Raw genomic sequence first — 24,370 nt, 5'->3', positions numbered from 1 at the left:
AGGATAGAACGGGATAAGCAACTTGATGATCATATTAATAAAAACCAATTTTAGATTAGCTATTTAAAGAATAAAAACCTAAATTTAATTCATAGCATTTGCAGTTATAAAAGAAATTAAAAAGGTGAGTGATTCGGTGAGTCGACAATTACAAACCTTCAAGACACCATATTAAAGCGGGATTTTAAGCTTGGGTACAGTTCCCCCACTCTCCGCTAGTATTCATTCAAAATACACAAAATGGCTTTAAATGTATGTTTAAGGCCATTTTTGTTTTTAGGAAATGTCAAAATCACACAAAATTTCGCTTATCCTGGTGCCCTATTCGGTACTCCATTCTATCGCTCCGAGCTGGGGCACCAGAAACCTTGTAAATTATTGAATATCATTACGTTCAAAATTTACACATTTTGATTTAGATAACTGGAGAAACCACTTTGACTGTCCCCACTTCGCCATTTTCAAAACAGGATCTAATCAACTGACTATTAATAGCAATTGGGGTCAATGCAAAATGGGCGAAGCGGGATCAGTTTGTCGTGGTTTATTCAAATCCCTACTGGCCCTTTCATTGGGCATCAGCTCAGAAGGGGCCAACCCAAACCGTTTTTTAAAGGCAAAGGAAAAATGGGACAGGTTTTCAAACCCCACTTCGAGATATACATCCGATGGACGCTGTTTTCGGTTTAGGAGCAGATGGTGGGCCTGCTCCAGCCGTTTTTGTCGCAGCCACCTTTCGGGTGTGGTTCCAAATAGCTTGGAGAAATCCCTTTTGAAGGTGGAAAGGCTGCGTCCGGTGAGCCGGGCAAACGAGGACATAGAGATGTTGTACCGGTAGTTATGGTGCATATATGCTTCCAGGTCTATCTTATTTGGCTCTTGGAAATCAAACAGGAAAGTGCGGAATACTTCTCCCTTCTGGAGCAAGAGCTCAATTGCCTCATGGGTCTTAAGTTCAGCTATCTTTGCGGTGAGCTTTTTCGGATTATCAATATAGGGCAAAAGTGAGTTGAAAAAAGCTTTGAGGAATTCATTTCCCGTCAGCTCGATCATGGGCGGACCTTTATAAGCGTTCTGTTTTGGAATGTCGTTTTCTGACGCGTACCCTTGCAGGAATTGCTGGTCAAGGAATATGCTAACCAGCGCAATCGGCTCTCCGTTCGGACCAAGGTTCTTCCGTTTTTTGAACAATTGGTTCCTGCGCATCAAACAAATGGCACCCTGTTTCATTACAAATGCTCCCTCGTTTGTAAAATACTCCGATTCACCGGATAACATGATTCCTAGAGCGTGTTCTGGAAAGTAATGTTCGGTATTTTTTATTTTTTGCTCGCTATGGGAATAAAGAATATTGTGTTCAAGGATGATGGTGTTTTCCATGTGTCTGGTGTAATTCATATTAATTTAACGATTAGCTTACATTGTTCCAAATATCATTGAAATGACCTAACGTCAGAGTCTTATTGTAGGGCCATTATTTGGTCTGACTCAAGATCAATCTATCCAGTATCCTATCGGGAAGTATACTTCGAAGGAACAACATCGGCTTTGCCATGGAACCACCGGCATATCGTGTGCTGGGTCTTACTGCTTCTATCACTTTTTTGATCAGCCTTGCAATCACGATGGGTTCGGAGTTATTTTTTTCCGTTTGCCTAAAACCTTTTTCCGCTCCCTTGACCATCTCTTTGTAGGCAGAGTTTCCTGAAACATTCACCAGACTTTCTAAAGCGATGTTACCCCATTCCGATTTTATTCCACCCGGTTCGATAACGATGACATCTATTCCGAAGGGCCTGACTTCCATTCGCATCGAATCGCTTAGTGCCTCGATTGCAAATTTGCTAGCGTGGTACCAGCCGCCCAAGGGCAAGGCGATTTTTCCCCCAACCGAGGAAATGTTGATGATTTTGCCATAGTTTTTTTTCCGCATTTCCGGTAGCGCCAATTGGCTCAGGCGCATGGCGCCAAAAACGTTGACCTCCATTTGGTACCTGGCCTTTTCCATCGTTACGTCTTCAATTGCACCTTCACAGCCGAAACCTGCGTTATTTACCAATATGTCAATGCTTCCCACTTCATTGAAAATCTCACCGACACATACGGTAATGCTTTCATCATTGGCAAGGTCAAGTGCGATTGGTCTGATCCCATAGGGTTTCAGGTCCTGCATTTTATCCATCCTGCGTGCCGCGCCATAAACAAGGTAACCGTTCTGAGCCAGATAAATTGCGGTTGCCCTACCAATCCCGGCCGAGGCGCCCGTTACTAAAACTGTTTTTTTCATTTTTATAAGGTTTATACTGCAAAGTTAATGTAGTCCTACAAGGTGTGGTTTGTTCAAAAGTCCAAGTTTGTTTGTTGAAAAGTCCAATCTTGACATAAGCTGAAGGAAGATTTCTTTTAGTAAACCTTGTGTTCCTTGTAAATTCCTGAGCATTGTTCACTGTTTATTTGTAGCCTCTCAAATCGGATTATCAGCTAGAGAAGTGTGGGAGAGGATCTTAGCAGTATGAACAAAGGAGAGGATTTGCAGGGACTGCGAAGCTCCATGGTAACCTTGTTAGTACTAAAATAATAGTCGATTTTTTAATCCGGCTTAACGTGTTGTTCTTTTAAGTTGTTAGCCTGACGACTGATTTTTTTAACTTTGATGTATGGCACTTCAAGAATCACCTTATATTCCCAGCTTAAATATGGAGGACTTACGTCTAACAGGTTTTAAAGTACACGAGCTATCAGCTACGGCAGATGTGCCTGTAAAGACGGGCAGAAGGGATTTTTATAAAATGGGACTAGTTAAGGGCGATATGACAATTGACTATGGAGGACGGTTGCTGGAAATAAAAGGAACTGTGCTATTTTTTGTCAACCCAAAAGTGACACATTCTATTGTTCGCTACGTCAACAGAACAAGTGGCTATGCGTGCATTTTTACAGAACATTTTATCAATAACAGAGCACTGCAGGACTCCCCCATTTTTAGCGTCGGAGATAATCCGGTAGTCTTGCTCAACGAGGAACAAGTGCTGTTTATGACGGGCATCTACAAAAAAATGGTGTCAATATATACAGGTGAATATCCTTACAAGGCGGATCTTATCAGAAATTGTATTGAACTTATTATCCATGAAGCATTAAGGATACAACCATCACAAAATGCCTTGCCGATAAGAAATGCGTCCACCAGGATTTTCCATTTATTTGTTGACCAGCTTGAAAGGCAATTCCCCATTGAACATAGGAGTGAGCCACTTAAGTTGAGGACTGCTCAAGATTTTGCAGCGGATCTTTCCGTTCATGTGAACTATCTGAACCGCACCGTAAAACAAGTAACAGGTAAACCAACTTCCGTTTACATCGCATCACGGATCATTGCCGAAGCTAAAGCCCTTTTACAGCATACTGACTGGAGCGTAGCCGACATTGGCTACGCCTTGGGTTTTGAATACCCGGCCTATTTCAATAACTATTTTAAAAGGATTACGGGTACTACACCAAACTCTTTCCGGAAAGTTTGAAAATCATAAGTATTGGTTTGATTGTGAATCGTCGCGTTCACATTTTGGTTGCAACTTTGTCTTGTAAAACTAATCAGAAAAACATATGAAGATTTTAGTGACAGGTGCAACAGGCAAAGTGGGCAGCAGACTTGTTCCACGCCTTTTGGCTAAGGGATACAACGTCTCAATCCTGGCAAGAGATGCAATAAAAGCATCGGAATTGGCTGATCTTGGTGCGAAAGTAATTATAGGAGATCTATATAATCCAGCCACTTTACCTAACGCTGTAACAGGCATGGACGCAGTAATACATCTTGCGGCCCTTTTTCGAACTTTTACGGATAATGAAGGTATCGTTAAAACAAACCGCGAGGGTACCATCGCATTGGCAGAGGCGGCGCTGGCGGCAGGTGTGAAACGATTCATCTTTACCAGTACCAGCAACGTTTATGGTTCAGGATATCGTCGCCCTGCAAGGGAAGATGAAAATGTAGATATCAATGATCCCAGAGCTTATTCATCCAGCAAAATTGCCGCGGAGCAGCAATTATTGAAGTTGCACCAAGACAAGGGCCTTGATGTACGCATATTGCGCCTGGCCTTCGTATATGGAGATAAAGATCCTCATATTGCTGAGATCATTCCATTATTGAAACAATTAAAACGTCATTCGGGATCAAGGATGCATATGGTACACCATCTGGATGTTGCACAGGCATTGTCGCTGTTACTAAATACCCATGGACTGGATGGGCAAATATTCAATGTTGCCGATGACGCTCCTATAACTCTTTATGAAATGGCCGATTCTGTCGGAAAGGCAGCTGAAGCTTTTGATGCTGAAGAGGTACCGTTGACTGACCCCTTTGAAGGCATCCAGGACATTTCCAAACTAAGGAATTGGACGGGCTTCCGGCCGTTGGTCCCCAGCTACTATGTGGCACGTGATCTGGATATATTGTAATGCGCCTTATTGTTAATGCTGGCGAACGGAACTGGTATAACGGTAATCTGTCCTGCCGGTCATACATTTTCAGGGATTAGGAATAAGTATTGGAAAATGAAGGCATGGCAATGATTTTTGTTGAGGCGTTAGGCCATACGAAGATGAACAATAATACAAAAGGAGCAGGTTAAGATGCATTTTAAACAGAAAAGGCGCACATTAAGTGCGCCTCTCGTGGCCCCAAATGGGTGCTTCTCGAACCATGATTTGCGTTTTAATCAATCAATGTCAGTCAACTTGAATTGTTAATTATTAACAGCCATTACAGAAACAGAGAATTAAAGGACAAAAAGTAAGGTGATACTTAGTTATTTTCGACGCTATAACGGATTGATACCAGCCCAGTCTCATATGTTATACTTTCCAGTAGCCTGAGTCTGGTTCTACCAGACTGTTCACGGAACAGTAGCTTACCATTACCAAGCAATATGGGGTGCACAGACACCCACAATTCATCCACCAACCCTTCCTTCATGAAAGCATCATATAGCGAAGCACCTCCAAATAGCCAGATATCTTTGCCCGGCTGACTTTTTATTCTTCGCGCTTCAGCAATACTATCTCCCGATATCAGTACTGCACCTTCTTTTACGGATGTCAACTTTTTGGAAAATACGTATTCAGTCAACACAGGCATCCATGGTATAGCCTCTCCATTACTGCTATCGCTCTGCTGCTGCATAATTTCATAACTCTTACGGCCAATGAAGATCGCATCAATGCGCTTAAAAAACTCTTTTAATCCGTAGTCCTGGTCTGTAAAGCACCAGTCATACTCGCCATTAGGTCCTTCAATATATCCATCCAATGTTATAGCCAATCCCAATATTACTTTTCGCATAATGTTAATATTTATTTTGCAAAAATGCGTAGACTCAAATTCGATTAATTGTACAAAACGGACATCAATATAGGATATGCCTGGCCCGCACCAGTTGCCCCGGTGTGTAGCCTGTGTAATCCTTGTAATCGCGGATAAAGTGAGCTTGGTCGTAATATCCACTTTTGTAGGCAACTTCAGTAAGAGAAAATACAGGATATCTTTTCAGATGACCAAGTGAAAGTATAAATCTGGAAACACGCAGGTATTCTTTTGGTGACAAACCTACATACTCCTGAAACTTTCTTGAAAGATGACGCTGGCTGAGCCCGGTATCACAGACAAGCTTTCCCACAGAAATCCCCCCCCTTGACACTCCTACCTGCTTTATACAATGTGCTATCTGCAAATCATCTTTACCATTAGCCAGTTCCTTAAACAAGTGCTTTTGTACTAGACTTACACGTACTTCATTATTGCTGGATCCTGCCATTTCATCTTCTATCTCCGCTGCTATACAACCCCAAATATTAGTAAGAGAGGTAGTCGTGTCGGATAATACATGCATTGGGGCTTGAATGAACTTATATGCCATACCCGGGTAGAAACAAATCGCAATTACCCCAGTCCCTTTCCGCATTTGAATATCTGTAGGACGGCTCATCCGAAAAGTAACAATACTGCGTTCATGCAATTCATCACCAATGATAGCCACAGGTGTACTTGTGTAGTTTAAAAACAGTTCTACGCAAGCATCGGGCAACACACGAATACAACTTGTGTCTACATCATTTTCACACTCCATCGTGCATATCAGTTTTATATATAGCTGTAAGTCAGGGATAATATCATATGATTTTATACGCATACCTTGCAAATATAGATAATAGTAAATCGGCAAAACAGTAAAATCAAAAAGCCGTTCATCTTATCGAAAAACGGCTTTTTAAACAGTGGACCCAAGTGGGCGCTTCTCGAACGATTTCCTGTCGGATTTATGTTTAATCACCGATTTGAACTATGTTAGCGGTAGTTTTTTTTCCATTGATTAATGTTGTCAGATGTAATATAAGTGGAAAAGTCAGGAATACAAGCCAAATCATTGTATGTCTAGGTAATAATTGAAATTTATGATTTAACAAGTAAACTGTCCCAGTAAATACGATACAAAATAAAGATTGTCCAATATTTACCTGCTCATCTGAGTAACGGTCAATGTGGTCTTTCTTGTTTTCTTTAAGGTCACGTCTGTAATTACTATTTTTGCTTGGTAAAAATGCCGCTAGCAACATATAGTTCTGCATTATATACACCACTGAAACTCCCAACAAAAAATATTGAAGGCTTATGTAAAGTCCGTCTGATATATATGAACTTTCAATATCGGGGTTGCTGAATACATGAATAATGTTGTCAACTGCAAATGCGAACATTACAACAGTACTCCAAATACTTAGTATTAGTCTGTTTATCCTTGAAAGGTGTATGTGTGTTAATGCATTAATTATTGAGAAGATTGAAAGCAGTAAACCAATTGTTATTAATGAAATTGAAAACCAATTTTGGTAGTTCATAAATCCATAGTCGACTGCCCAATAGATTAGCGAAATTGAGAGCAGTAAAGTAATTCCCTCAGTAAGTTTGGCAGTTACTTTATCTTTGTACACAATTCCAAAAAACAGAGCAAAAATGAAAATGAAGAAATATGGCCACATCTCAATGTGATTTTCAAAATTGTAGGCGTGTTCATGTTTACCTGGTAAAAAAGCAAATAAACTAAACAGGTATGTTCCAACAAAAATTGCAATTACTGTTTTCCAACTGCCCGAAACTCTAATACTTTCAAAAAGGAGCCCAGCGAATAAAGCAATTAAGCTAATAGAAAGCAATTTTCTGTCACTTATTGATGCTCGATAGCCAATGTAAACTGTCAAGGCAAGACCTATTATACCTGCAATAATTAAAAATGGTGTCAGGCTAATTCCAGCCGATTTTCTTTTTGCCTTTTTATTTTTAGTTGCCAATGTCAATTTTCTGTAGGTCGTTTTAAAATTACCACTAACTTATATATAGGTCTGACGCGTTCAGGCCTATCCACCCAAAAATGGGCTTATAGGCCTAATAAAGTAGATTCTTTCTATAAATCAAATCTAAAAATAATCCTGTAAAATTAGCTAAAGGAACTGTTTATCAAATTCACATTATCAAAAAACGGTCGTTTTCTGATGTACACTTTTGTATTTTCTCAAATGATTACTACTTCAGACCATAAAGTTTATATAACATCGTTCTCTTATACTCCTATTCCAATCTTTAATACTGAATCGGAATTCACAAGTTTATCGGAACAAAAAATCTGAGTGGGCTCGAATCAAAAAACAGCCTTTACACTACTATTAAGGCCAATAAATTTTCTGCTAAAAACACAAAACCCTCTTATGTTTTATTTTCTTCATTCCAATTATTTGCGTAAATCGTAAGCATACAAGGAATAGCAATTTTGTGTTGTTTTGGCGGTACCCCAATCAAGTGCCCTAAGAGCAAAAAAGATATAAATACGGGATAAATAGTACTTAAAACCGGTTTATTCCGATCCCCCACTCTTCGCTAAATGCACTGGACATTTCATAAACTGTGGGCTAGTAAAACTATCATTTACTTTGTAATCCATACTGGTTGCTTCTTCAGCTATTTCCTGACTGAATCAGCCCTAATCAATGATTATGAACAATATGGCAAATTGATTCTTCGTCTACCTTAACTGTCATACCTAATAGGCCCGTTATTTTTTAAATCCAATCACATCAGGTTCTGGGCTTGTACATCGACCTGTTGAATCCGCATCAGTTTAGGTAAAATGCGAATATTTATTACCAATAAACAAAGGCAAATTTTAGTCCAGAAAACGATATCTTCGCATAACTATGTCATCACCATGGCACAAATGCATGCCATAAAAAAATGAGAAATGAAACTAAAATTACTGACTTGTTTATTACTTATTTCAGGGAACCTATTTTCACAAGGAGTCGATAAAGGAAAAATAAATGACTACCTAACCTATATCGAAGACAATAATGGCGGAATTGGCAGTTTGTCAATTTACAAGAATGGTCGCGAAGTTTACAATAGAAGTTTCGGACAGGGAAAATTGGAAAACGTAAACTACAACAAAGAAACCAAATACCAGATTGCCTCCGTGACGAAGATGGTTACCGCAGCTTTGATCTTAAAATTGGTTGAAAATGGCAAATTAGGATTGGAAAGCAAGTTATCAGACTTTTACCCAGAAATACCAAATTCAGAAAAGATAACCATTAAAAACCTGCTGGGCCACACAAGTGGGCTTGGGAATTTTGCCATAAAGGAGGGCGCCATTTGGGTGATCGAAAAGGTAAGCGAGAAAGAGATTCTCGATGAAATAAAAAAACAGGGCGTGGGCTTTGAGCCCAATGAAAAGGTTGCCTATTCAAACTCGGCGTACATATTGCTAAGGATCATTATTGAAAAAAAATACGGAAAAGACTACCATCAAATAGTTAGTGAAGAAATAGCAAAACCACTTGGCCTTAGAAATTTTGCTTCGATAAGATCAAATCCTCTTAATACCTTCAAATCTTATAAATTCAATGGAAACTGGAATGAGATCAAAGAAATAGAATACCACAACGTGATCGGTGTTGGAGATATCGCAAGTACGACCAAGGATATGAACAAACTTATCAATGGCCTGTTCCAGTACAAAGTCATAAAGAAAGAAACCTTGGAACTGATGAGGCCAATTATAGGAAGAGAAGATTGGGGAAGAGGACTCGCACTATATTCTTATGGAGAAAACCTATTTTTCGGGCACAGCGGTGATGTTCTTGGTTCCCATTCGCGGCTTATATATAATCCAAAGGATAAAATATCCATCTCCTATTCCACCAATGGAGAAAGAATCCCCACCAATCTCTTTGTAGAGAATTTGGTAAGTATTATCTACAACCAGGAGATAAAACTACCCGAGATAAAATAGCATAAATGTTTTTTGGCCGAGATAACGGGCTAAGAAGTGCTTTAAATCAGTTTACACCGATCCCCCACTCTCCGCTAGTATTCATTCAAAATACACAAAATGTTCTATCCGAAAAAATCAAAGGTCAATTCCAATGGTCTTACCCCTATCTACCTCAGGATAACAATTAACAAGTAATCATATTTTTATATATTCACAATTAAAAAAAGGCTATGAAACTATCATCAATTATACAACCTGAGGAATTGGTTATACTGGGTAAAAACGATTTCATCCTATTTGATGTAAGTGCAGGATCGAAATCAAGGTATGATGAACAACACTTAAATGGCGCCTTTTATTTGGATTTAAATAATGATCTGGCTGCTATTAAAGATTTCGCTATTGGTGGTAGGCATCCGCTACCACCTTTTGAGCATTTTGCACAGCTTTTAGGGAAATATGGAGTTACAAAAGATATGCATATAATTGTTTATGATGATAAAAACGGAGCTAATGCTGCAGCAAGATTCTGGTGGATGTTAAAGTCAATAGGGCACAAAAAAGTTCAGGTTTTGAATGGTGGCTATACTGCTGCAATTAAAGCCGGCTTTGCTGTAAATGCTGAGGTTCCGTCAGCGAAACCCTCAGAGTCAGATCAATTCACTGAATGGCAGTTGCCATTGGCAGAAATAGATGAAGTGGAGGTTGCTGCCAACAGTGATAATCATGCAATCATTGATGTTCGTGATGCAAATCGCTTTGCAGGTTTAACCGAACCAATAGATTTAATTGCTGGTCACATACCTAACGCTATAAATATTCCTTTTACTGAAAATCTGGATACTAATGGGGCTTTTTTAGCTCCTGAAATTCTAAAAGAAAAATATTCAAAAGTGTTAACTGATTATAAAATTGAAAATGTGATTGTACATTGTGGTTCTGGTGTAACCGCTTGTCATACACTCTTAGCGATAGACTATGCGGGTTTAGAGATACCAAAATTGTATGTGGGTAGTTGGAGCGAGTGGAGCAGGAATAACAAGAAAATGATTTTGGCTTAGATTTGCTGTTACGATAATTATATTTCAGTCCCCACAGGGGTATATGCCGGGATTTAGGTGTATACGAAAAAAGTGGAGCCAACTGGGTGCTTCTCGAACCGTTTCTCGTCTGATTTAGGTTTAATCAGTCATTTAATTAAATAGGCTTAGATCATCTAGGCGAAGCATGTGGCATTGCAAGTCAGTGCTCAAATATTAAAACTAATGAGCATTTTTATTGTTAAAACTTTGAATTGTTTTGTAAAGGAGTAAGAGGTTATCACCTAAATCGTCTACTTTGCGAATCTGACCACTGATGTCATAATCAATTCGTTTATCTCCTATTTGGCGAATCCGGCCATTGATATCATAATCAACTCGATCATCTCCTATTTGGCGAACCCGGTTATGAATATCATAATCTATTACTAAACCATCAATATCACTCAATCGGCCGTTCACATCATGTTTTAATGGTTTATCACCCATGCCGTCAAAAGTAGAAACATCTTTATTTTGCAGCCTACCTTTTGAATCTAATCGTAAATTCAAGCCATTTTTTTGAACGATAAAAATATGTTTTTTTTCGTTGCCAGAAAGGTCAAGCTTAATTGTTTGAGAATAAACAGTACCCGAAAAAATAAAAAAAGAAAATAAAAAGAGGAGAGTTTTCATAAGGATTAACTAAAGTGACTCATTGCTGTCCAATGATAATGAAATATAACTAAATATTTTTAGGCACTCCAACAAAAACCACACCTAAACCAATATAGTAAAAACCAATTTTTCACACGCTTGTTTTTATATACAACATGAGAATTTAAAAACAACCAATACGCATAAAACAATGATCCTAACCTAAATTTTAATTATGGCAAAGTATTCAGAAAAAGCCTCAGAGAAGGTCGAGAAAGTTATGCATGAAATGAAAGCAGGAAAACTTAAATCAGGTAGCGGGAAAAAGGTGACTTCTAAAAAACAGGCCATTGCTATTGGTCTTTCAGAAGCAAGAAAAGCAGGTGCCAAAGTTCCCAAGAAGAAGACTTAACAATTGTGCTACGAAAAATCTATCCTTGTTTTTAAGTATTCCTATGAATCTGGCTAATTAGCAATCATTAAGTCCTTTGGTTTTACCTGATAACCATTTTCCTCCAAGCGCATCAGAATCCCTTCCTTATATTTCAGATGAGCGAATCCAACGGCTATAAATGTTGGCCCATTATTAACCGCCTTTAGGATATGAGGTAACCAAAGGCTATTCCTTTCCAGCAGAATCTTTTCATCAACATACTTAGCCATATCCGTCTTCCTTACTTTTACACGCTCCTTAAAGGCATATTCCTTATTCGAAAGGTAAAAGTTATCAATTTCCTTTTTTAACTTTTTAATCTCCTCAGGGTTTTTCAAGGAAAGGATTAATTCTCTGCTAAGGAGCTTGTAGATGTCTAACATCTCCTTTTCCTTGGACATAGATTTACTTATTAAATCAAGAGATTGAAACTTTTTATTTAAGGCCACAGACGCCTCATAAATCTCCGCATCGAGGCTAAGGTCAGACTGATTGTCAAAACCCAGCACGTTGCCGTTGAAGAGTCCTACGAAGACATTTGTAAAGGGCAGCTCCTCTGAGTTCAGTTTCTCTAAAGATGGATTGTCTACACTCAGCATCGCAGAATCTAAAAACTGAAACGAGGCACTATCCAGAAACTCCCGGTAATTAATGTACCTGGAGGCTTTAACCTTATTGGTATCTACCACCTTTTTCTGCAGATAATCGGCCTCCGTCATCAAGAGATCGGAGTTTTTTAAAGCCTCCTTCACCGCAGTCAGTTTATCTAAATAATCTCCTTTCACTCCATGATTGGTGCCGAAAACATAGGACTTATGCTTTGTCCCTTTTTTAGATATTTCCCACAAAGTGGTACTATGCTTTTGGGCAAAAAGACTCGTTACGCTAAACATAGCGGCAAACAGTAGAAAGGACTTGAAACTCATAAACTAACAGTTATAGATCTTAATGATAACAATATAGTACAATTCTTATCAACAAAAAATAGCACCAAGGCCTCTCCTATTAAATTCTTCGCAACGTACTGATCAAGCAAGTAACCCGAACCACCGCCATTGGGGATTTCTTCAAACCCCATGTTTCCTGACCGCTCAGGCTTATATGATTGAAACTGCCCCGGAAGCCCCGGAATTTGCAAATAGCATTTCCATTTCTTTCGGCAATCTGGGGATTTCTATTGGAACCGCCGTATCTGGTTTTTTCATAGCCAGTTATGGAATTCAAAGTACACCATTGGTGATGTTCTGTTTCGCCGGAGCTGCATTAATAATGATGCTGGTCAAAAAGAAACTAGAAACCTCAGAGGTCAAAAGCTAAAAAAATGGAAATGCTATTTTCTGCACAGCCAAAGCGGGATTTTAACCCTGAATAAAGACCATCAATCTATTTCTTATCCTTTTCTAATTGCAATAATTTCTGCAGCTCTTTCAATTTATCAGGAAACTTTTTAGCAAGATTATTCTTCTCCCCAATATCCTCTGCTAAATTGTACAATTGCGGTTCTGGAGAATTACCAGTTTCAGTATCCGTTGACTTTCTATAAGGAACACCAGCATTAGGTTCAATGTATTTCCAGTCCCCTTTAACAAGAGCCAAACCTTCCGAATGCTCCACGTAGATTTTGCGGCCTGTTTTAGTAGCTCCAGTCAGCGTACTCCATAAATCCTGGCTATCCTTCGCCTCAGCCACAGGCATATTTTGGTTCAACAGCTTAGAAAACGAGGCCAGAAGATCGATTTGCCCAATAAGTGCGTCAGACACCTTGCCTTTTGCAATGTTAGGCCCTGATATCATAAAAGGAACCCGGGTTCCTGCTTCAAAAATACTGCCTTTAGTCCCACGTAAAACCCCGGCAGGCAGATGACCATTTTGTTGCGTTATAGCTCCATCCTGATACCCATCATTCAATACCGGACCATTATCACTACTAAAAACAATAATCGTATTCTCTTTAATCCCCAGAGCCTCCACCTCATCCAGAATTTGCCCAACGGTCCAATCTAGTTGTAAAATTGCATCACCACGGTAACCAAGCCCACTCTTGCCCTTAAACATTGTAGCCGGCATTCTTGGAACATGAGGCTCTGTTAATGGATAATATAGGAAAAATGCTCGATCAGCATTTTGTTTCATATAGTTTTTAGCCATGGTTAAAAAAGTAGTAGAAATCTCCTCATCCACCCACCTTGCACTCTGACCACCACTCATAAAACCAATCCTGCCGATTCCATTCACAATCGTATTATTATGACCATGATCCGGAGAAGCCTTCATCTTTAACAATTCAGGATTGTCTTTTCCTGTTGGATCATTGCCCACCTTGTTTCTATAATCGACCTCAATAGGATCGTTAAGATCCAAAGCCACCACACGCTGATTTTCCATAAAAACGGTAGGCACCCTATCTGCTGTTGCCGGAAAAATGAAGGAATAATCAAAACCTGTTTCATTAGGTCCAGGCGAAACCCTACTGCTCCAGTCCTTTTTCACTCCTCCCCCTAAACCCAAATGCCATTTCCCTACAATAGCAGTATTATAGCCTGCATTCTTGAACAACTTAGGCAAGGTAATTCTATCCAAAGGGATAATCAGAGCCGCATCACCAGATAAGATATCAGTCCCCTTAACCCGCCAGGGATAATTACCCGTCATCAAAGCGTAACGAGAAGGTGTACATGTCGCCGAAGAGGAATGTGCATTTGTAAAGCGAATGCCACTCCCGGACAAACGATCCAAATTAGGCGTTTTAATTTTTGTTGCACCATATGCCCCCAGATCTCCATAACCCAGATCATCGGCGTAAATAAAAATAACATTAGGTTTGGATACCTGTTTTTGCGCCAACACCAAGCCTGGTGTTAGTACGATAAGAAGACAGATAATCTTAGCATCTAAAAATCTAATCATTACAATATATTAATATAAAATTTAAACAACACTTCATTGTACACAGAGTGAAACATCAATCTATTAGGTTAATTTCTTCTATTTACACCATTTCTCCAATTTATCCATCAAGTCTTCCAGGCGAATAGGTTTACCAATATAATCGTCCATTCCGGCATCTAAACATTCTTGTTCATCACCTTTTAGTGTGTTGGCTGTTAATGCAATAATAACCGGTTGTTTCAATTGCTTTTTTCTGATCAATCGGGTTGCTTCTAAACCGTCCATTACCGGCATCTGCATGTCCATTAAGATCATGTCATATTCTTTTTTATCAACAGCCTCAATAGCCTCTTCCCCATTCTTCACCAGGTCGGGTTTATAACCCAATCGATTAAGAATATTAACGATGACCAATTGGTTTGTTAATTTATCCTCTGCTACCAGCAATTCACAAGGGTAATGTGTTGAAAAATCAGCAGACAATTTATTATGAAACACCTGTTTTTCTATTGCGGCATCCCTACTTATTTGCAATGCATTGGAGACTTGTTTACTAAGGGCATGTTGATGGATAGGCTTTGTCACTACCGAATAAAACAGACCACGTTGACTCTCTTCAAATTCTTCGCCAATAGAACTGAGCAATAGCATCGGGACAGATGGATAGCGTAGCTTCATCAACTTGGCCAGCATGACACCATCCATTCCCGGCATATGCATATCTGTAATCACTAAGTCAATTTCCGGATCAACCGATAGTATTGATAATGCCTGTTTAGCCGAACTGGCGGATATAGGCTGTAAGTTCCAATGTCCAAGCTGATTATTTAAAATGGTCAGGTTCGTCGCATTATCATCAACAATCATTACCTTTTTACCTCCATGTTGAATCATGCTGGTATTGGCGTATGGCAATAGTAACTTAGTTCCAATTTGTGTACGCATCATAAACGAGAAGGTCGATCCCTGATCCAGCTCACTCTTCACCTTAATTTTGCCACCCATCAGGTTGACCAGCTTTTCAGAGATGGCGAGACCCAGGCCAGTACCGCCATACTTACGGGTGGTAGAAGAATCAACCTGGGAAAAAGAGTTAAACAAATTACCCAATTTATCAGCTGCTATTCCAATACCGGTATCACGCACTGCAAATTTCAGCTCGAACTGTCCATTATCTATAACATTCCCCAAAGAAACCGTTAAGAAAACCTCTCCCTGCTCAGTAAATTTCATAGCATTTCCGACCAAATTAATCAACACCTGCCTCAGACGCAGCTGATCACCAACAATTTGCGAAGGAACATCTTCTTCAATATGATAGACTAGTTCCAACTGATGTTCGGCAGATTTGACGGCAAATACATCAAGGACATCTTCAATACACTTACGCAAAATAAAATCTTCAGACTCCAACTCCATATTGCCAGATTCTATTTTAGAAACGTCCAATATATCGTTGATGACATTAATCAATGCTTCGCCACAATTAGCAATCACATCCGCAAACAGATACTGCTCTTTATTCAAGTCAGTTTCCTTTAAAAGCATCGCCATCCCCATTACCCCATTCATAGGGGTACGAATCTCATGGCTCATATTCGCCAGAAAGATGCTTTTGGCCTGATTGGCCCGATCGGCTTCAGCTCTGGCTTTTTCTAATTCTAAATTAGATACTTTAAGCTTCTCGTTGGCTTTTTCCAATACTTCTTCATTCTGCTTCTGAACTGATAAGAGTTGAGCTTCTTTTTGTAGTTCGGCTATTGCAAAGGTCTGAGCAACCTGCCTTTCATTAGATTTTCTTAATAAGTAGGCCCATAATCCACAGACAAAAAAGATCATGCCGGACAACAAGATATGAATGACAAAAGTCTGCAAATCAAAATAATCCAACTGAGTAAAATAGATTCCGCTTACCCCACTATTTTGCAAATAGCCAAATAACGCATGATGAAGCATCACCACAATGAGCATAGGTATCTGTAATTTCCATTTCTCATAGCTGATTAACAGCGTACTGCCAATAAAGGCAAAGAAATGCATTTCGAATAGTCCATGCATCTGGTAAATATACTGTGCCATAAAAACGCCCAGTACTACGCTTAAAACGTATTGATAAAGATCGGATGATGGCAAAAAATATTTCACGGAATAATAAGCCAGCAAAGAAAGACCACCTACTCCAAATGCAATGAACCAGGTATCATAAAATTGCGCAAAGATTAGCCCCATAATGAAGTACCCCCACAAAAAGTAATTCATTAAACGATCCGCTCTTTCCTTAACGCCCAGGAAAAGTAAGCGGTTTTGGCAATCAGAATTAGTAATATGATTGTTCGAAATCATTGCTTAGATCAGTTCAAAAGTTAATTATTATTTACAATCCGGCAAAGTACAGCCATAGGATTTTAGTGCGGCCTCAGTAAAAACCAAATCAGTTTGTTTTTTCAACAAACCATTCAGTGCTATTTTTGCAAAGCTCGTTTTTTCATCTGTACAATAACGGGTGGTGTTATAGTTCCCTCTATAATATAAATGTTGATCCTGATCTAATAAAACTGCCTGAGGAGTAGAATACACCCCACAAGTTTCGGCAAGGGTTTTATCAAATAGAATAGGGATCTGGAGACCAAACTTATCCTGGATGCTTTCCGGAGTAAAAGTTTTTGGACTCAATACCACTACTCTAAAATCAATACGATCGCCATATTCTTTAACCAATGACTTAAAATGCTTCATGTTAAATCGTGAACAGGGGCAGTCTGGATTAAAAAAATGGAGGAAAACAGGTTTACCATGGTTATTGTTCAAAGCTTCATGAACGATCAAACGTCCGCTCTCAATTGATTTATAGTCTTTAGGAACCGGAGTTGGCAATTGGTAAATGATATCGTTGTACCAAAATAGATACCCAATAGCAGAAAACAAAAATATGAGCCAAAAAAAAACGAGCGCTTTTTTCATATGGAACTACAAAATAATGGTAGGTTGTGTTTGTAAGACAAACAACGTCATTTATTATATTAAATGGAAGGATTATTGGGTTTTTACACTAAAAAAGCATTTAGATAAGTGTGCTACTGGTATACCCTGATTAACCGCCGGGCCCGAAGCGCTGGCTGATGCAGCTATTGAATGATCATGTTCATTGCATTGTTTTTTAAGGCCAATGCGTCTTCCTGCTTTATGAAATACTCATCAGATGCCAACATGAAATCAATCTGGCCCTTAAAATAAGTGCTGGATAAAGTTGTGGGATTACCAAAAGGAAAAAATGTTGTAGGAGATTGCAAAGATTCAATTTCAAGAGCTCCGTATTTTTCGCTTAGACTTACCTTTCCCATATTTGAAAGTGTAAAATCATGTGCTCCTTTATCGGCTTTAGCATATCTTGTCATTCCGGGTAAGGAAGGTAAGAGACATTCGCTGTATAACAATAGGGCATTAACATTCATCTCTTCTATTTTTTTAGTCAGGTCCTTTTTGAATTCGCGGACCTCATTCCAGAAACCAGCTGTTTTTTTATTGGGTAGATTTAGTCCTAGCATAACCGGAAAAGCAAAGAGCATATTGTCTTCAATCTCAGGAAGAAATTTCCGCATATCTACCGCGCAATAAAGTCTGGAATGCGACTTTACAGTTTCTAGCTCTTTAAACCCTCTTAAGAAAGCCACGCTTAGTGCATAATGAATAGATGATCCTTCAGATTTGCATTTTTCAATGATTACTGAAGATTCCTCCTGACTAAGTTTCCAATGTAAAAAAAAAGGTTTTTCTCTTTTAATCTCTTTTTTAAAAGTAACAGCAAGTAAGACGAGTTTTACAACTTTAGAGAATAACTGAATTTTTAATTTGTTGACCTTACTATCTCGTATTTCGGCAGGGATAAAGTTCTGGATAGAAGAAAAAGATTTGTAGGTACCTATTTCCATTTCCGGCTGCCCTAACAGGGAGAGTGTTTCATCCATAATGTTTAGGATCGATCTGCCATCGCATAGGCAATGGTGTCCCACAAAGATTAGATTTGAAATGTTTTCAGATTTTAGCCAGACTAAGCGAACCAAGGGGCCTTTCTTTGTGTCAAATGGAGTAAGACATTCGGTGATCGATTCTCTTTCCCAATCCTGGTCTGTTAGCCGGTTAACTGTACGTACCCGAATTCTTTGAATTGGATGTTGTTCCACAAAGTAAGAAATACCTGCTTCATCTTCCCAAACATTGCTACTTAACAACGGATGTCTGGCCTGAACTTTTACTAGTGAAGCGTGTAAATCGGATTCCCGGATTCCCCCTTTAATGGTCACCGAAGAAACAACATTTACGGCCGTTTGACCGCCTGCATACATCGTTCCTTCAATTAACGATAGTTTTCTTTTCATGCTAAAAGCTTCTCAATTATTAGTAATAAATAATGATACTCAATTAATCGACAAGTTACATCATTTTGTATAATATGATCTTCGGTTTGGATAGGCTAAGTTTAATGAATTAAAACATCAAATTGATTACATTTGTGATGAAGACAATGGACATCATCAAACTCATAGCACAGTATCAGCATCTCGGCATAGACCAGGTGATAGATCATGAAAAATTTAATCTGATCTCTATCGTTCACCATTCTACCAGAATTGAAGGCTCAACCCTTACGGAAGTTGAAACTCAGGTTTTACTTACTGAGGGCCTGACACCAAAAGGAAAGCCGCTGCACGAGAGTTTGATGGTAACCGATCACTATGCTGCACTTCAATACGCCTTAGCTGAAGCTACAGCGAGAAATCCTATTACCAGCCAGTTAATTCAAAAGCTAAATTCACTTATTGTAAAAAACACAGCAAGTATTTATAATACGGTGTTTGGAACGATTGACGCAGCTACCGGAGCTTTTCGCAAAGGTAACGTAGTCGCTGGTGACACCTATTTTCCTAATTTTGATAAGGTGGAGCTCCTAACAAAAAATCTCGCTTTGGATCTTGCCAGACGAATGCAGGAGAATCTAACTGTACGGGAAAAATTAAATCTTTCCTATGATGCGCATTTTAACCTGGTTAGTATCCACCCCTTTTATGATGGGAATGGCAGAACTTCCAGATTATTAATGAACTATATCCAGGCTGTGTATAAACTACCTCTTGCAATCGTGCACAGTGAAACAAAAACTGATTATTATCAGGCACTCATCGATACTCGTAAACACGAAGACATTAACATTTTCAGAAAATTCATGGATGAGGAGTACAAAAATCATTTGTCTACTGAAATCAACAAATTTGAAGAAATGAAACGTCCTAAAAAAGGCTCTGGTTTTACTTTCTTATTCTAAATTTAACTAAATCGGCTATACCCCTTCGATCCATTTCAAAGAAGGTTCCGATTCCTCGTACAGGTGTGTGTTTATTCACCCTCCAAAAGATAGAACACGCATGCCGGATATTTTTTTTAAGCAAGACACAATATAAAACCGCTATAAGCGTCTTTATAACTGAGAGCGTTAATTTAGATAAAGGGAGGTAATCTTAGGATTATTTCCCTTTTCTTTTTAGCTGTCTTGTTTCCTGACCGGCTCAGATTCTTCCATTCTAAGCAACCTTCTTCCTGTATAAACAATGAACAAATTGAATATATACCACCTCCATGGGTGAGATTGGCTAACATCAAGGTATATACTAAATACAAGCCCTGTTTTATCGTTGATAAATACCCATTTATAGCTATAAGCTAAAATACACCCATTATACTATAACAAGTTTTTTGTTTTATCTTCAGACTTTAATTTTTAAACATAATTTAAATCTAATGCAAGAAAAAACAATTAATTACTCTCCCCTATTATTAGGTGCTTTACTTATGCTTGGTACGCTCGTTGGTTGTAAAAAAGATCATGTTATCCCGGCAGAGATAGAACCACCTGTACTTTCTATGAACGACTTATACCAGAGTGCCATCATAGATGCGATGGTTGCTGATAATTCAGAAATAATTGATACGTTATGGGCATTAACTCCTGAAAATACGGCTTTGAAATGGAAAACAATTGATGGTAAGCCACATGTTTTAATGGCTAGTTACATGCGTTTTCCATCCAGCTACCCGGTTGGTGAATCAATTAACAACTCATGGGGCGAATCCTGGTTATTCATCCCACAACAAATGAAAGCACGTATAGGTTCTTCTTTCACGGCAGCAAGTGACACCACCATGCGTATCTGCCAGTTATTGGGCCTACCCCCTGCTAATGAAAAAAGCAATACACATATCGCCGAGATCTGGGTAAACCCGGAAAATTTGTATAGGCCAGCAGGCAGCCGGACAATCAGCACTAAAACAGCTACTGCAACATTAGGCACTAATAATCCCGAAGGTTTCAGCTCATGGTATAATAATTATATTGTTTTCGCCTATTACCGAACCTTATCCACTACAGCAGATTTCCACTACCCATGGACACGTCTGGGATATACCTTTGATTGGGCACCTAAAGCAAAAGAGGTGGGCCTGAGTGAATACGTTTTACAGCCAAATTCAACCGCTTTGGTGGAAAAAGTATCCAAAGTGGGTAACTATTTTAAAATATAACAACCTATAAACCTTACATATGAAAGCTTTAATTATTATCGACATCCAGTATGACTTTTTACCAGGAGGCGCTTTAGCCGTTAAGCAAGGTGATGAAATCGTACAAACTATTAACGACTTACAATCAGAATATGATCTGGTAGTAGCCACACAGGATTGGCACCCAACCGGACATAAAAGTTTCGTTACGTCTCACCCGGGTAAAAAACCGTTTGAAGAGATATCGTTAAACGGATTAAATCAGGTGCTATGGCCTGAGCATTGCATACAAGGGACAAAAGGAGCAGAATTTGTTCCGGAACTTTCAACGAATGCTATTGAGGCTATCTTTAGAAAAGGGATGGACAAAGAAATCGATAGTTACAGCGGCTTTTTTGATAATGGCAGGAAAAAATCTACTGGCATGGGAGATTATCTTAAAGGAAGAGGCATTACAGAAATAGCCGTTTGCGGAGTAGCTGCGGATTATTGCGTGTATTATACCGCTAATGATGGGTTAGACTTAGGTTTTAAATCCAGTATTATTGAGCATGCTTCTAAGCCAATAGATTTAGAAAGATATGAACGTGTTAAGAAAGACTTTCAGCAAAAAGGCGGGACTATTATTTAGCGCATCATGGTTCATAAAACCATCTAAAAAACCCCTGAAATCAGCTGATTTCAGGGGTTTTTGTTTTACACAGATACTAGAAACACCTTGACATTCCTATAAATTACTGAGGTGTGAAATTTCAAAGCAGTTAATTTCATGTTTCCAAAATTCGCCATTTGTTTATCATGAGTTATTAATAGTTGCCTTATTTTTGTATTTTCACTCCGCCGATTAAACTTTAAAACATTTTGGTGTACAAATAAAATTATATGCGACAGCTCTTATACCTCATTCTCCTTTTATTTTTCAGTAATGTCTATGCCCAGGTTCCTCCACCAATCAGAGGAGATATAGATGATTCTATGGTTATACCTGAGAGCGTTATGCCTAAAGCAGGTTCCTCAAAAAAATCGAGCGCGAGCTATAAGATCAATGGCAAGTATGGTTTTATATCCCCGGACAACATTAAACAAGAAGCAATATATGAGCAGATCATTCCTAATGAGCATGGGTTCATGGTTAAAAAAGATGGTTTATATGGTATCGCCGACAAAAACGGTGTATTGATTATCAAGATCGAATTCGACGCAATCGACTATAGCATCTATAAAAGTGGCAATGCCTATATCGTCAGGAAAAAGGATAGTTATGGCTCGATCAGTACCTCCGGAAAGTCGATACTGAGTACTAAATACCCTAAAATTCTGTATAGCGACCCGGGCAACCTGCAATCCTTTGTGCTGGCAAAGGATGGACAAGCGCAGATGATCACCAATGCGGGAGAAAAAACCTATGCTCAAAAGATCGAATTTGTATCGCTTTATGCCAATTTAGCCATCCTAAAGGTAAATGGTAAGTTCGGCGTGGTTAAAGGGGGCGAGCAAATTGTGCCCTTTCAATATGACAGCATCTATCATGAAACGAAAGACAATAACTTACCCTCAAATCAGGTTGGTAGTAATAACCTGAGATTAAACCCGCTAACGTATAAAACATCGATTAGTCAGTTTATTGTTAAGCAGAACGGCAAATTTGGTCTGGTAGATTCTACAGGAAAAATTATTTATGCGCCGGATTATAACCTGATCAGCACAGAGAAGAACGCCTACTCTCCTGCCAGCCACTACATCATCCAAAAAGATCAATTGAAGGGGATGTATTTCCCTTCGACTGGCAAAAAAACAGACCTCATTTACGACGACATCTACAGGGATGGCAGCGAATTAATTCTGGCTAAAAAAGGGAAAAACCGAAGTGCTTTCAACCCTCAGGGAGCACAGCTATTTCCTGAAGAATATGAAACCATCCTGGCCTTTGGTGACAAATATTTCGAAGTGGCTAAGGAAGGTAAAAGAGGTTTAGTAGATCAAAAGGGCAAAATCATTGTCTCCCTACTCTATAGTAGCTTCCAACGCTTTGATGAAAGCAGCCTGAAAGATTATCTCGAGGTAAGAAGCGACAATAAATCGGGCGTGGTTAACTACAAAAATCAGGTCATCATTCCCGTAGCCTTTGATTATATCAGTGCTGAAAAGAACTTTTTCCGTGTCACCACTAAAGAACCTAACCCTAAGGTTGGCTTGTATGACACCAACGGAAAGGTAATCATTGCAGCAGAATATGATTGGATTGGCAGTAGTGCTACCGAAGGCAGTAAGATTCTCATCGCCAAAAAGGGAGCAACTTACCATTTCCTTGATGCCAATATGAAGTTAATCGTTCCTGAGGCCTTGACTAGCTACGGCCATATTCCAAACGACGAGCAACTGCTGAATCCCGAAAGTCCGACCGGAAACTACCTGCTTTATGTGAAAAACAAAGCCGGTAAGGTCGGCGCAATCAACGAAATGACCGGAAAATTAGCGATTCCGATGATTTATGATGCCATCATCCAGCGTTTTGAAGGTCCAGGACGTACTAATTACAGCGTAAGAATAGGCAAGAAATATGGACTGGTTAACAACAGAAATGAAATTATCATTCCTATCCAGTACGACGGAATCAGTTTGAACCTGGTTAAGTCGGGAATCGACCAGGCTAATGGTGGAGGCTATAACATCGTAGTGAGCAAGAATGGTAAGATGGGCACAGTGAACCTGAAAAACCAGCCCCTTATCCCTTTTGTCTATAGCGACTTGAAACGGATTTCCGGCCTGGAACTTTATAAAGCCAAATCCGGCAAGCACTACCAGCTCCTTAACAAAAAGAACCAGGTGCTGAATCCAGGCCCTTTTGACGAGATTAGCAATTTCGAAATGACAGGCCCTGAAGGTCGTGAATCCGCTCTTTCTTTTTACAACGGCCAAATGAGGCTCATCGACCAGAACGGTAAGTTTATCGGCAAGCCGAAGCCAATGAAGCCACATCAGGGTTACCATACATTTGAGGAACTCAAGCTTGCGCTTATCAAAGCCCTGGACAGCCCGGACGAGGGAGGATTAAAGCGTTTCGCTGATCAGATAGCCCCCTCTGAGCATATACTTCATTTCCTGAATTACAACCACTTTAGCCGCGAGCCCATGGGGGCAGATTCCGGATCTATCGAACTCATCAAGGAGAAATATTATCAGGATCTTTTGGAATTCAAACAAGACCAATGGCAACGTCCAAACGCATATAATCATTTAATTCTTACTGCAGTTACAGATTACACTGCGCTTCAGGAAGGAGGTTATGTTGGCAACATGCGAAGCGAGGAGCATGACTTCGGTGACAGGCTCATGTCAAGGTTCTTGCGCAATGCCATGAAAATTAATGGTTATTGGATTAGCACCTATTTCATGACCAGAGATTTTGAACACGATTAAAAATGTTTCCCTCATCAAAACTATAAGGAAAGCCTGGAATCGCAAGATTTCAGGCTTTCTTATTTTCAAGT

At 39.3% G+C, this 24,370-nt stretch carries 22 protein-coding genes; 11 read left to right on the top strand and 11 right to left on the bottom strand.

What is annotated here, in order from left to right; all coding sequences use genetic code 11:
- Positions 1–504: 504 nt before the first annotated feature.
- Together R2Q66_RS23560 and R2Q66_RS23555 are read right to left on the bottom strand one after the other, a co-directional pair.
- The gene (locus tag R2Q66_RS23560) at positions 505–1,380 is read right to left on the bottom strand and encodes an AraC family transcriptional regulator (RefSeq protein ID WP_316753857.1); all 876 of its coding nucleotides are present in this window, start codon (positions 1,378–1,380) and stop codon (positions 505–507) included.
- Between the two features lie 94 nt (positions 1,381–1,474).
- Positions 1,475–2,287: an oxidoreductase gene (locus tag R2Q66_RS23555; RefSeq protein WP_316753855.1), complete on the bottom strand. Its 813-nt coding sequence runs from the start codon at positions 2,285–2,287 to the stop codon at positions 1,475–1,477.
- 370 nt (positions 2,288–2,657) lie between these two features.
- Here R2Q66_RS23555 and R2Q66_RS23550 point away from each other — a divergent pair, with 370 nt between their 5' ends.
- Both R2Q66_RS23550 and R2Q66_RS23545 read left to right on the top strand, forming a co-directional pair.
- Positions 2,658–3,521, top strand: a complete 864-nt coding sequence (locus tag R2Q66_RS23550; RefSeq protein ID WP_316753853.1) for a helix-turn-helix domain-containing protein — start codon at positions 2,658–2,660, stop codon at positions 3,519–3,521.
- A gap of 85 nt (positions 3,522–3,606) precedes the next feature.
- The gene (locus R2Q66_RS23545; RefSeq protein WP_316753851.1) at positions 3,607–4,467 is read left to right on the top strand and encodes an NAD(P)-dependent oxidoreductase; all 861 of its coding nucleotides are present in this window, start codon (positions 3,607–3,609) and stop codon (positions 4,465–4,467) included.
- A gap of 346 nt (positions 4,468–4,813) precedes the next feature.
- Here R2Q66_RS23545 and R2Q66_RS23540 read toward each other — a convergent pair whose 3' ends face one another.
- From R2Q66_RS23540 to R2Q66_RS23530, 3 genes are all read right to left on the bottom strand, one after another.
- Complete coding sequence (locus R2Q66_RS23540) at positions 4,814–5,350, bottom strand: dihydrofolate reductase family protein (RefSeq protein WP_316753849.1); 537 nt, start codon at positions 5,348–5,350, stop codon at positions 4,814–4,816.
- A gap of 64 nt (positions 5,351–5,414) precedes the next feature.
- Complete coding sequence (locus R2Q66_RS23535) at positions 5,415–6,197, bottom strand: helix-turn-helix domain-containing protein (protein WP_316753848.1); 783 nt, start codon at positions 6,195–6,197, stop codon at positions 5,415–5,417.
- Positions 6,198–6,330: 133 nt separating this feature from the next.
- On the bottom strand, positions 6,331–7,353 hold the full coding sequence (locus R2Q66_RS23530) for a hypothetical protein (RefSeq protein WP_316753845.1): 1,023 nt from the start codon (positions 7,351–7,353) through the stop codon (positions 6,331–6,333).
- Positions 7,354–8,297: 944 nt separating this feature from the next.
- Here R2Q66_RS23530 and R2Q66_RS23525 point away from each other — a divergent pair.
- From R2Q66_RS23525 to R2Q66_RS23520, 3 genes are all read left to right on the top strand, one after another.
- A complete protein-coding gene (locus R2Q66_RS23525) occupies positions 8,298–9,347 on the top strand; it encodes a serine hydrolase domain-containing protein (RefSeq protein ID WP_316753843.1) in 1,050 nt (349 codons plus the stop codon).
- Between the two features lie 99 nt (positions 9,348–9,446).
- Positions 9,447–9,524 carry a hypothetical protein gene (locus R2Q66_RS23940; RefSeq protein ID WP_410479448.1) on the top strand — a complete coding sequence of 26 codons (78 nt, stop codon included), beginning with the start codon at positions 9,447–9,449 and terminating at the stop codon, positions 9,522–9,524.
- Between the two features lie 35 nt (positions 9,525–9,559).
- The gene (locus tag R2Q66_RS23520; RefSeq protein ID WP_316753841.1) at positions 9,560–10,390 is read left to right on the top strand and encodes a sulfurtransferase; all 831 of its coding nucleotides are present in this window, start codon (positions 9,560–9,562) and stop codon (positions 10,388–10,390) included.
- 201 nt (positions 10,391–10,591) lie between these two features.
- On the opposite strand, the gene R2Q66_RS23515 is transcribed toward R2Q66_RS23520, so the two are convergent.
- Positions 10,592–11,044: a hypothetical protein gene (locus R2Q66_RS23515; protein ID WP_316753839.1), complete on the bottom strand. Its 453-nt coding sequence runs from the start codon at positions 11,042–11,044 to the stop codon at positions 10,592–10,594.
- A gap of 196 nt (positions 11,045–11,240) precedes the next feature.
- On the opposite strand from R2Q66_RS23515, the gene R2Q66_RS23510 reads away from it, so the two are divergent.
- A complete protein-coding gene (locus R2Q66_RS23510) occupies positions 11,241–11,417 on the top strand; it encodes a DUF6496 domain-containing protein (protein WP_316753837.1) in 177 nt (58 codons plus the stop codon).
- 53 nt (positions 11,418–11,470) lie between these two features.
- On the opposite strand, the gene R2Q66_RS23505 is transcribed toward R2Q66_RS23510, so the two are convergent.
- A complete protein-coding gene (locus R2Q66_RS23505; RefSeq protein WP_316753834.1) occupies positions 11,471–12,364 on the bottom strand; it encodes a TraB/GumN family protein in 894 nt (297 codons plus the stop codon).
- Positions 12,365–12,539: 175 nt separating this feature from the next.
- On the opposite strand from R2Q66_RS23505, the gene R2Q66_RS23500 reads away from it, so the two are divergent.
- Entirely contained in the window at positions 12,540–12,755 is a 216-nt protein-coding gene (locus R2Q66_RS23500; RefSeq protein WP_316753832.1) for a hypothetical protein, read from the top strand.
- Between the two features lie 66 nt (positions 12,756–12,821).
- On the opposite strand, the gene R2Q66_RS23495 is transcribed toward R2Q66_RS23500, so the two are convergent.
- The 4 genes from R2Q66_RS23495 to R2Q66_RS23480 all read right to left on the bottom strand — a co-directional run bounded on the left by R2Q66_RS23495 (position 12,822) and on the right by R2Q66_RS23480 (position 18,703).
- Positions 12,822–14,345 (bottom strand): arylsulfatase, encoded by a 1,524-nt coding sequence (locus R2Q66_RS23495; protein WP_316753830.1) that lies wholly within the window; start codon positions 14,343–14,345, stop codon positions 12,822–12,824.
- A gap of 78 nt (positions 14,346–14,423) precedes the next feature.
- Positions 14,424–16,670, bottom strand: coding sequence for a response regulator (locus tag R2Q66_RS23490; protein ID WP_316753828.1), 2,247 nt, complete (start codon positions 16,668–16,670; stop codon positions 14,424–14,426).
- Positions 16,671–16,697: 27 nt separating this feature from the next.
- Positions 16,698–17,288 (bottom strand): TlpA family protein disulfide reductase, encoded by a 591-nt coding sequence (locus tag R2Q66_RS23485; protein ID WP_316753826.1) that lies wholly within the window; start codon positions 17,286–17,288, stop codon positions 16,698–16,700.
- A 164-nt stretch (positions 17,289–17,452) separates the two neighbouring features.
- Complete coding sequence (locus R2Q66_RS23480) at positions 17,453–18,703, bottom strand: condensation domain-containing protein (RefSeq protein ID WP_316753824.1); 1,251 nt, start codon at positions 18,701–18,703, stop codon at positions 17,453–17,455.
- Between the two features lie 137 nt (positions 18,704–18,840).
- On the opposite strand from R2Q66_RS23480, the gene R2Q66_RS23475 reads away from it, so the two are divergent.
- The 4 genes from R2Q66_RS23475 to R2Q66_RS23460 all read left to right on the top strand — a co-directional run bounded on the left by R2Q66_RS23475 (position 18,841) and on the right by R2Q66_RS23460 (position 24,299).
- Positions 18,841–19,647 carry a Fic family protein gene (locus R2Q66_RS23475; RefSeq protein ID WP_316753895.1) on the top strand — a complete coding sequence of 269 codons (807 nt, stop codon included), beginning with the start codon at positions 18,841–18,843 and terminating at the stop codon, positions 19,645–19,647.
- A gap of 473 nt (positions 19,648–20,120) precedes the next feature.
- Positions 20,121–20,900: a hypothetical protein gene (locus tag R2Q66_RS23470; RefSeq protein ID WP_316753821.1), complete on the top strand. Its 780-nt coding sequence runs from the start codon at positions 20,121–20,123 to the stop codon at positions 20,898–20,900.
- Between the two features lie 19 nt (positions 20,901–20,919).
- On the top strand, positions 20,920–21,510 hold the full coding sequence (gene pncA, locus R2Q66_RS23465; protein ID WP_316753820.1) for a bifunctional nicotinamidase/pyrazinamidase: 591 nt from the start codon (positions 20,920–20,922) through the stop codon (positions 21,508–21,510).
- A gap of 251 nt (positions 21,511–21,761) precedes the next feature.
- Entirely contained in the window at positions 21,762–24,299 is a 2,538-nt protein-coding gene (locus R2Q66_RS23460) for a WG repeat-containing protein (protein ID WP_316753819.1), read from the top strand.
- The last annotated feature ends 71 nt before the right edge of the window (positions 24,300–24,370 follow it).

Origin of the sequence: Pedobacter gandavensis, from assembly GCF_032677645.1 — a bacterium.
GTDB lineage: Bacteria > Bacteroidota > Bacteroidia > Sphingobacteriales > Sphingobacteriaceae > Pedobacter > Pedobacter gandavensis_A.
The sequence above is the reverse complement of the archived record's forward strand: the minus strand, read 5'-3'. Positions and strand labels throughout refer to the sequence as shown.